This is a genomic window from Microthrixaceae bacterium (assembly GCA_016702505.1).
Lineage (GTDB): Bacteria > Actinomycetota > Acidimicrobiia > Acidimicrobiales > Iamiaceae > Aquihabitans.
In genome coordinates this window covers 26,792-35,247 of sequence record JADJDU010000024.1, presented here as the reverse complement: position 1 = coordinate 35,247, position 8,456 = coordinate 26,792, and the positions used below count along the sequence as shown (strand labels likewise).

Annotated in this window: 14 protein-coding genes; all 14 read left to right on the top strand. The window is 65.9% G+C overall.

Annotation, left to right across the window (positions count from 1 at the left end):
* The first annotated feature begins 25 nt into the window (after positions 1 to 25).
* On the top strand, positions 26 to 409 hold the full coding sequence (locus IPG97_16150; GenBank protein ID MBK6858028.1) for a hypothetical protein: 384 nt from the start codon (positions 26 to 28) through the stop codon (positions 407 to 409).
* A complete protein-coding gene (locus IPG97_16145) occupies positions 348 to 1,709 on the top strand; it encodes a hypothetical protein (GenBank protein MBK6858027.1) in 1,362 nt (453 codons plus the stop codon). Before IPG97_16150 ends, IPG97_16145 begins: the two co-directional genes overlap by 62 nt.
* A 139-nt stretch (positions 1,710 to 1,848) precedes the next feature.
* The gene (locus IPG97_16140; protein ID MBK6858026.1) at positions 1,849 to 2,751 is read left to right on the top strand and encodes a phage portal protein; all 903 of its coding nucleotides are present in this window, start codon (positions 1,849 to 1,851) and stop codon (positions 2,749 to 2,751) included.
* A gap of 5 nt (positions 2,752 to 2,756) precedes the next feature.
* A complete protein-coding gene (locus IPG97_16135) occupies positions 2,757 to 2,987 on the top strand; it encodes a hypothetical protein (protein ID MBK6858025.1) in 231 nt (76 codons plus the stop codon).
* On the top strand, positions 2,980 to 3,627 hold the full coding sequence (locus IPG97_16130; protein MBK6858024.1) for an HK97 family phage prohead protease: 648 nt from the start codon (positions 2,980 to 2,982) through the stop codon (positions 3,625 to 3,627). Before IPG97_16135 ends, IPG97_16130 begins: the two co-directional genes overlap by 8 nt.
* Before the next feature lie 157 nt (positions 3,628 to 3,784).
* On the top strand, positions 3,785 to 5,131 hold the full coding sequence (locus IPG97_16125; GenBank protein ID MBK6858023.1) for a phage major capsid protein: 1,347 nt from the start codon (positions 3,785 to 3,787) through the stop codon (positions 5,129 to 5,131).
* 31 nt (positions 5,132 to 5,162) lie between these two features.
* The gene (locus IPG97_16120) at positions 5,163 to 5,426 is read left to right on the top strand and encodes a hypothetical protein (protein MBK6858022.1); all 264 of its coding nucleotides are present in this window, start codon (positions 5,163 to 5,165) and stop codon (positions 5,424 to 5,426) included.
* 2 nt (positions 5,427 to 5,428) lie between these two features.
* On the top strand, positions 5,429 to 5,935 hold the full coding sequence (locus IPG97_16115; GenBank protein ID MBK6858021.1) for a hypothetical protein: 507 nt from the start codon (positions 5,429 to 5,431) through the stop codon (positions 5,933 to 5,935).
* A 51-nt stretch (positions 5,936 to 5,986) separates the two neighbouring features.
* A complete protein-coding gene (locus tag IPG97_16110; GenBank protein MBK6858020.1) occupies positions 5,987 to 6,433 on the top strand; it encodes a hypothetical protein in 447 nt (148 codons plus the stop codon).
* 96 nt (positions 6,434 to 6,529) lie between these two features.
* Positions 6,530 to 6,694: a hypothetical protein gene (locus tag IPG97_16105; GenBank protein ID MBK6858019.1), complete on the top strand. Its 165-nt coding sequence runs from the start codon at positions 6,530 to 6,532 to the stop codon at positions 6,692 to 6,694.
* A 3-nt stretch (positions 6,695 to 6,697) separates the two neighbouring features.
* Positions 6,698 to 7,087 (top strand): hypothetical protein, encoded by a 390-nt coding sequence (locus tag IPG97_16100; GenBank protein MBK6858018.1) that lies wholly within the window; start codon positions 6,698 to 6,700, stop codon positions 7,085 to 7,087.
* Positions 7,084 to 7,674 carry a hypothetical protein gene (locus tag IPG97_16095; protein MBK6858017.1) on the top strand — a complete coding sequence of 197 codons (591 nt, stop codon included), beginning with the start codon at positions 7,084 to 7,086 and terminating at the stop codon, positions 7,672 to 7,674. The genes IPG97_16100 and IPG97_16095 overlap by 4 nt, the downstream gene beginning before the upstream one ends.
* A gap of 3 nt (positions 7,675 to 7,677) precedes the next feature.
* Entirely contained in the window at positions 7,678 to 8,166 is a 489-nt protein-coding gene (locus IPG97_16090) for a hypothetical protein (protein MBK6858016.1), read from the top strand.
* A complete protein-coding gene (locus IPG97_16085; protein MBK6858015.1) occupies positions 8,163 to 8,453 on the top strand; it encodes a hypothetical protein in 291 nt (96 codons plus the stop codon). Before IPG97_16090 ends, IPG97_16085 begins: the two co-directional genes overlap by 4 nt.
* The last annotated feature ends 3 nt before the right edge of the window (positions 8,454 to 8,456 follow it).

Below are 8,456 nucleotides of genomic sequence, written 5' to 3'. Positions count from 1 at the left end.
GAAAACTCTCTCCCCGGAGGTCGTGGTGAGCGCGTCGAAGACCCTCGGACCTGTAGCTAGGGCGGTCAGATCCGGGGACAACCGCGAGGCCCTGGAGGCCGTGCGGGACAAGCTCGCTCACGAGATCGACCTAGTGGGCGAGGACGACCGAGAGCGTCTAGCGCCTCTGACTGGCCGTCTACTCGAAGTGTTGCGGGCACTCGATGACATCGCCGAGCCGGAGGTGAGCCGCAAGGATGAGCTACGCCGTCGCAGAGAGGACCGCCGCGCCGCCGCTGGTGCCGCCTCGGTTCCTGAGCCGCCCAAGCGCAGCGTCAACAGCGGGGCCGGAAGCGGTGGAGTTGGCGATGTCGGCGGGCCTGGTGCTGCTCCCGTGGCAGGAACTGGTTCTCGACGCCGCACTAGCTGAGACCGCCGAAGGGTTCTGCGCTTCGTTCGAGGTTGCGTTGGTGGTTCCTCGCCAGAACGGTAAGGGCGGGGTGCTGGAGGCTGCGGAGCTGTACTGGCTCTTCCTCGATGACGCGGTGGATCTGATCACTCACACGGCGCACCGGTTCGACACGTCGCTGGAGCACTTCACCAGGATCAGGACTCTGGTGGAGACCACGCCGGAGTTGATGGCCGAGGTCAAGGGGATTTACGACAGCAACGGCAAGGAGCGGATCGAGCTTCGCAACGGAAAGAGGCTCCAGTTCAAGGCCCGCTCGAAGGGTGGTGGTCGTGGCTTCTCCGGTGACCGGGTGGTCCTGGACGAGGCCTACTACATCAACGATCTCGGTTCCCTGCTGCCAACGATGTCGGCCCGTCCTGATCCACAACTGTGGTGGACGAGCTCGGCCCCGTTGGAGGTGGCCGAGTCGAATGCTTTGCGGCGGATCATCGCCCGTGGTCGTGCGGGTGAGATCACTTACGCCGAGTGGTCCGTCGATGTCGATGCTTCTGACGCCGATGCTGTTGCTGGGGCGCTAGATGATCGTGGAGCGTGGTTGGAGGGGAACCCGTCGCTCGGGTCGCTGATCACTGAGGAGTTCATTGGGACGGTGGAGCGGTCGAATCTGACCGATGCCGAGTTCGCCCGTGAGCGGCTCGGGATCTTCCCTGACCCTGACAACGGGTTGGGCCCTCAGTGGTCTGTGATCGCTGAGGCTGATTGGTCGTCGTGTCGCAGCGGGGAGTCGGGGCGTCGTGCTGAGCGGCCTGGGTGGCTGGTCGGTGGTGTGGATCTTGCGGTGGAGGTGCGGCCGGATCGGTCGTCGTCGTCTGTGGCGGTGGCTGGGGAGTGCCGTGAGGGTGGTATCGGGGTCGATGTGGTGGCGACTGGCGCTGGCACTGGCTGGGTCGTGGCCGAGGTGGCCGCATTGGTGGCCGATGGGGCAGTGCGCCGGGTGGTGATTGATGAGGCGGGTCCAGCGGCCGCGCTGATCGGTGATCTGGAGGCTGCTGGGGTCACGGTGACGCGGGTCGCGTTTGCCGCCCTGAAGCTGGCTACGGCGGGGTTCTTTGATGCGGTGGTGGATGAGGAAGTGGTGCACCGTGACCGGCCGGAGTTGTCGTCGGCGGTGTCGTGGGCGGAGAAGCGCAAGGCGGGGGATGCCCTGCTGATTGATCGTCGTGGGGACCATGACATGTCGCCGCTGGTGGCTGTGGTGTTGGCCCATCACGCTGCTGTGTCGATGCCTGCTGTTGATGTGTCGATGAGCGTCTACTGAGGGGAGAGGAGCCGATGGTGCACGTGTTGCTCGAGTTGTTCGGTCTCGCCCTTGTGGTGGTCGGTGTGTCGATGTGGTCGGTGCCGTTGGCTTTGGTGGTGGCCGGGGTGGCTTTGGTCGCCGCGGTTGAGGTGCGGGCATGAGCTTGTTCCGCCCTGAGCGTCGTTCTGTGGGGTCGTTGGCTGAGGTGCTGGCGGCTGAGCGTGTCCGTCGGTCTGGTGGCGGTCATGGTGCCGTGTCGGATGTGGACCAGGCGCTCCGGTTGGGTGCGGTGTGGTCGTGTATGGATCTGATCTCTCGGTTGTCGGCGTTGCCGGTGAAGCAGTACCGCCGGGCGGCTGGTGTGCCGGTGGAGGTTGAGCGGCCGTCCCCGCTGCTGTCGGCTCCGTGGTTGCACATGCATGCGATCGGGTGGCGTCGTCAGGTGTTGATGTCGTGGTTGACGGCCGGGAACGTGTTCGGTTTGGTGGCGGCTCGTGACCGGCTGGGGTATCCGGTGCAGATGGAGATCTTGTCTCCGTCGAGGATGTCGGCTCGGCCGGTTGGTGTTGGGTCGGTGCAGTGGTTGCTTGATGGTCGTCCGGTCGGTGATGACTTGGTGCATTGGCCTGCGTTCACTGTTCCGGGGTCGCCTATCGGGTTGTCCCCGCTGCAGTACGCGGCGTCGATGACGGGCTTGGGGTTGTCGGCTGGCGAGTTCGGTCGCCGGTGGTTCAGCGATGGCGCTCACCCTTCGGCGGTGCTGTCGACAGACCAGCCGGTAACCCAGGATCAGGCGGCGACGATCAAGGAGCGGTTTAGGGCTGCGGTGTCTGGTCGTGAGCCGGTGGTGCTCGGGTTGGGTGTCACTTACGAGGCGATCCAGGTGAGCCCGGAGGAGTCCCAGTTCCTGGAGACGATCAAGGCGAACAAGGCCGACATCGCCGGGTTCTTCCTGGTGCCGCCGGAGATGATCGGTGGCGAGTCCGGTAACAGTCAGACGTACGCGAACGTCGAGCAGCGGTCGCTGAACTACCTCACCTATAACGGGGTTGGTGGGTGACTCTGATGGAGGAGTTCGTGTCTTCGATGGTGCCCCCGTCGGAATACGTGAAGGTCAACACCGGGGCGCTGGTGAAGGTGGACGTGAAGACGCAGGCGGAGGTGGAGACGTTGCGCATCCGTGGCGGTTGGGGGACGCCGGATGAGGCTCGCGAGCACGAGGATCGTCCACCGTTGCCTGGCGGTGTCGGTGCCCAGACGGTGGCGCTGAACGGACCTGGAGGGTCAGATGTCTGAGTTGTTGCCTGATGTGGTCGCTGCCCGTCTGGGTGGTGACATGTCGTCTCTGTCGGTGGTGCAGCGTGGCCGCACTGTGGAGGCCCGGCGGTTCGCTGTGCCCGAGGTGCGAGCGGATGAGGACGGCGGCGTGTCGATGTCGGGGTACGCCACGGTGTACGGGTTCCCTTATGACGTGGCTGGTGGCCCGGAGCGTGGCGGCTGGTCTGAGGTGATCGTTGAGGGTGCTTGCGCCAAGTCGGTGGTCGAGCGTGACGACGTGCGTCTCCTGGTGAACCATGAGGGCCTACCTCTGGCACGCACGGCCGCTAAGACGCTGACGCTGGCGTCCGACGCTGTGGGCCTGCGGTGTGATGCCTCGCTTGACTGTTCGTCTCCGCTGGTGGCGTCGGTGCTGTCCGCGATGGAGCGAGGCGATCTCGATGAGATGTCCTTCGCTTTCCGTGTGATCCGTCAGGAGTGGGATGCGGACTACCTCGTGCGGCGGATCATCGAGGTCCAACTGTTCGATGTTTCGCTGGTGACCTACCCGGCGAATCCTGCGACCGTCGCCCAGGTGCGCGACGACGTGCCAGCGCCGTCGGTGCGCGGTCTTGATCTGCGGATGGCTTTGGCTGTCCGCGCCCGGCTGTCTATCTAGGCAGTCACTCCCGGCCCACGCCGGGCTGCACGCCGAACCGCACGCCGGACCCCTCTAGGGGGCACCACCTGCGGTCCACCTGCGGTCCACCTGAGCCACGACTCACCCGCGCCGCCCGGCACGGGTGCCAACCAACGTGACCCATGGAGGTCCTGTCATGACCCTGCTCGAACAGATCCGAGCTTCTATCCGTGAGTGCCTCGACACTCGCGCCGGCCATATGGCCGTCATCGATTCGGTGATCGCTGCGGCCGAGGCCCGTGACGATTCGGCGCTCACTGATGCCGAGACCATCCAGTTCAGCGAGGCCCGTTCCGCCGTCGCTGCCGCTGATGCCGATCTCGCCCAGCTTCAGGAGCGTGAGGCCGAGCTCGTTGCGCTCGAAGAGGCCCGTGCTGCTGCTGACGCTGTGGCTGCCCGCTTCCCTGCCCCCAACGGGTCCCCCGAGATCCGTGTCGGCGCTGAGCCTGTCGTGTACCGCGACGGTGGTGAGCACTCGTTCCTTCAGGATGCCTACCGCTCCGAGTTCGGTGGCGACTGGCAGGCCCGGGAGCGGCTGGAGCGTCATCAGCGGATGGCGCTGGAGACCCGCGATGTCGGCACCGGTGCGTTCGGTGCGCTGGTGCCACCTCAGTACCTGGTGGACATGTTCGCTCCGATCGCTCGGGCTGGTCGCCCGATCGCCAACTCGGTGCGTCGGCTCCCGCTGCCTGCTGGTGGGATGACCTTCAACGTCCCGCGTGGCACCACCGGCACCACCACCGCCGTCCAGGCGGCCGAGAACGACGCCGTGTCGGAAACCAACTTCGATGAGACGACTTTGGCTGTCTCGTTGCAGACCATCGCCGGTCAGCAGGACGTTTCCCGTCAGGCGTTGGAGCGTGGGGTTGGCATCGACCTGGTGGTGTTCGGTGATCTCGCTTCGCACTATGCGACCGTGCTGGACACTTCGGTGTACACCGCCATCACCGGCACTGCCGGGATCGAGGCCGTGACCTACACCGACGCGTCCCCCACTGTGGCCGAGTTCTTCCCGAAGCTCGCTGACGCTGTGCAGCGCGTGAACTCGAACCGGTTCATGCCCGCCACCGCGATCTTCATGCACCCCCGTCGCTGGGGCTGGCTGACCGCTGCGGTCGACTCTACCAACCGTCCCCTGATCGGCCTGAACGCACCATCCAACGCTGTTGGTGTGGGTGTTGCTGCCGAGTACGGGCAGGTCGTCGGGTCGCTGTTCGGTCTGCCCGTCGTCACCGACGCCAACATGGCCACCGACCTCGGTGCTGGCACCAATGAGGATCTGGTGATCGTGGCGAAGGCTGACGACATCCTCCTGTGGGAGGACGGCGACGGTGCCCCCCGTGAGTTGCGCTTCGAGCAGACCAACGGCGGCAACCTGACCGTGAAGCTCGTTGCTTACGGCTACTCGGCCACCACGGCCGGGCGTTACCCGAAGGCCATCGCCACTGTCGGTGGCACCGGTCTGGTTACGCCGACCTTCTAGGTCGGTTGGCGTGGGCCTGGGTTGGTGGCTGATGCCTCCCCCCAGGCCCACACCTCCCCCATGTTCGCTCCGTTGGAGGTGTGTTGTGTCTGATTCGTATGTTGCGGCCCTGCTGGTGGAGCGTGATGGGTATGTGTTGCGTGGGCTGTCTGGCCGTGTGGCCGAGGTGGATGCGGAGCTAGCCCGGTTCGGTGTGCGTGCCGGGGTTGTCGGCTCCCGTGAGGCCGCTGTGGATGCCCCAGAGGTGGAGCAGGCCGTCGAGGCTGCGCCCGTGAAGCGGACCCGTAGGGGCTGAGCGTGGCGTACCTGACCGCTGCTGAGGCCCGTGAGCGTCGGATGGCGTTGCTGTCCGGTGTTGCTGACGCCGAGATCGACCGGCTGGTGTCGGAGTTCGAGGCGTTGGCGGAGCGGTTCGTCGGGGTGCCGATGGTGCCTCGGGCCTCGGTGGTGCGGGTTGCTGTTCCGTCCCCTGTGGTGTCGTTGGCGGTGGATGGGCCGGTGCGGTCCGTTACGTCGGTGGCGGTCGACGGGGTGGCGGTGTCTGGCACCCACAAGTTCTCGGGGTCGGTGGTGTATCCGTCGGTGGCGGTTGGTCCTGGGGTGGTCACGGTGTCGGTCCAGGTCGGTCTGGATGCCCCGCCTGAGGAGGTGTTGCACGTGCGCCGAGTACGTCGGGCGTGTCGTGGCGGCGTCGGGGTCCGGTACGTCTCGGGACGTGTTGGCTCAGAGCTTCGACGGCGGCACTACGAGGTATTCGACCCCGGACTGGTCTGCTGGTCGCCCCACTGGGTTCTTGGAGGTTGACCGGCTGCTGGTTGGGGTGCGTGCCCGGTATTGGCTGCCGGGGGTGGCGTGATGGCGGAGACGACGGTGTGGTGGTCTGCCGTGGAGCGGCTGGTGTCGCTGTTGCGGGTCCATCCGTCGCTGATTGGAAGTGTGGATGTCCATTCCGGTTGGCCGGGGGATCTGCACCGCAAACCTGAAATGGTGTTCGTGGATGAACTGTCGTCCACCGAGGACCGGCCGGTGATGAAGTCGGGGCGACAGGTGCGCGATGAGTCGTTCCGGCTGCCGCTGATCGTGGTCATAACAGGGCGGGGTGATCTGGATTCAACGATGTGCCGCACGTCGGCCGTCGTGGCGGCGATCCAGGACGTTCTGGCCGATGAACCGGCCCTATCGGATATGGACGGGGTGCTGTTCGGGTGGGTGGCGGAGAAGTCGATGTCGTGCGGTCAGACCCCTGAGGGTCCGATCGGGACGGCGCGTGTGGTGGTCGACGTGACCGCCCGTCTCAACTGAGAGAGGAGCCTTCGATGAAGGTCCGTTACACCGGCGAGGCCGGCTATATCTTCGCGCCTGAGGGCGTGCCGCCGTTCGTCCCTGATCCTGGGGGACGTGCTCGACCTGGACGAGGCCGTGGTGGCGTCTCTTGGTGGGTCGTTCGAGCCGGTGGAGCCCGAGAAGGCCGGGGAAGCCCCGGCCAAGAAGTCGGCCAGCAAGGTCGATGATCCGTCGCTAGCGCCCGCTGGTGACTCCGACCCGACCGGCCTGGAGGGCTGATAGATGGGCATCCAAGACAACTTCTGGACGATCGGCGAGGAGACCGTGGAGTGGGGGACCAAGGCCACCACTTTGACCCGCGGCGTCGAGAACCAGACCGATGACGCTACCCCGAACGTCGAGTTTCTTCAGTCCAGGGGGATGCGCCCGGCGACGGTGGCCACCCCGACGGGCCGCTCTGTGGCTGTGCCCCGTGGTGGTCAGCATGTGCTGACCCTGGACCTGATGGCGAAGTCGTTGGGGCTGGTGTTCGCTTCGGTGGCGTCGACGGTGGCGACCACCACGCCGGGCGGCGACTCTGACCCGGCTGCACACGTTCACGCCGACCACGACTCGGCCCCACCAAGTCCTTCACGGTCCATGCTGGCCGCGCTGATGTGGGCGGCACGGTGAACCATCACGACTACCTCGGGTGCATGGCCGAGAGCCTCAATCTGGCGCTGGCTCCCAAGGGCCTGCCGGTCCTCAAGTCGACGTTCGCCTACAAGACGCTCGACACTGCGGCGGCGTCGGTCACCCCGTCCTACCCCACTTCGTCGCATGTCTACCGTGACATCGACTGTGTGGTGTCGATCGACGGCAACTCTGAGTGCCTGCGGTCTGCTGACTTCACGATCCCGACCGGGCTCGACATGGAGCGGTGGCGGATCTGTGCGGGTGGCCGCGAGAAGCCGGTGCTGAATACCCGTGTGGAACCGACCGGCACTCTGTCGCTCGACTACGAGGACGATTCTTGGCAGGACGCGTGGCTGGCCGGGACCGAGCTCGAAGATCTGATCATCACCTTCACCGGTCCCGAGATCGAGACTGGGTTCGACTTCCTGTTTCGGGCGACGTTCCCGCTGATCCAGCTCACCGGGTCGTCCCCGAAGGTTGGCCTCGATGTGACGCCCGAGCAGCCGTTGCCGTTCCGTGTGCTGGATAACGGCACCGATCCGGCGTGGACGTTGGAGTACCAGACCACCGACACCGCCTACTGAGCCGTGTCGGCGCTGCTGTACATGGAGGCCGATGGTTTGGCCGAGTTGATCGCCGGCTTGAAGGCGTCGTCTCAGGGGCTGGGCCGGGAGCAGCGCAAGGCGAATAAGAGGGTTGCTGAGGAGGTGTCGGAGTGGGCGCGGTCTGCTGCCCGCTCTGGCACCCGCCAGCAGGTCCGGGCCGCCGGTGCGATCAAGCCTCGGAGCACTCAGTCGACGGCCCGTCTGGCGATCTCTGGTGGCCCTGGTTATGCCAAGGCTGCCTTCTGGGGTATGTCTCGCCGGACCGGCTGGTATGCGGCTGAGCGGTACCGTGACTCTCTCGCACGGCAGGCCCCGCCGTGGGTGGGGAACTCGTGGACGGCTGGCGTGGCCGGTCAGGGGCCGCATGCGATCAACGATGCGATCGCTGCCCATGTTGATGAGGTCGAGGCCCTGTATGCGGCCGGTTACGAGTCCGCCTTGAAGGCGGCTTTCCCTGGGGGGTTCGAGTGAGTCAGATCACGGTTACGGTCGACGGGTCCGAGCAGGTCGTGGACCTGGCGAAGGTCACGGGGCTGGATGCGATGCAGTTCCGCATGGAGACGGGGCAGGACCTCGATCTTGCGGTGTTGGGGATCTTGGAGCGGGGCGAGGCGGTGCTACTCGCTGATCTGGCGGTGGTCCACTGGTTGTGGGTCCGTCAGTCGGTGGATGCGTTGGCGTCGTTCGCTTTGGTGGCGTCGTCGCTGACGCTGTTCCCCGCCGAGCAGGTTGAGCCCGCCGAGGCTGTAGAGGTCTAGAGC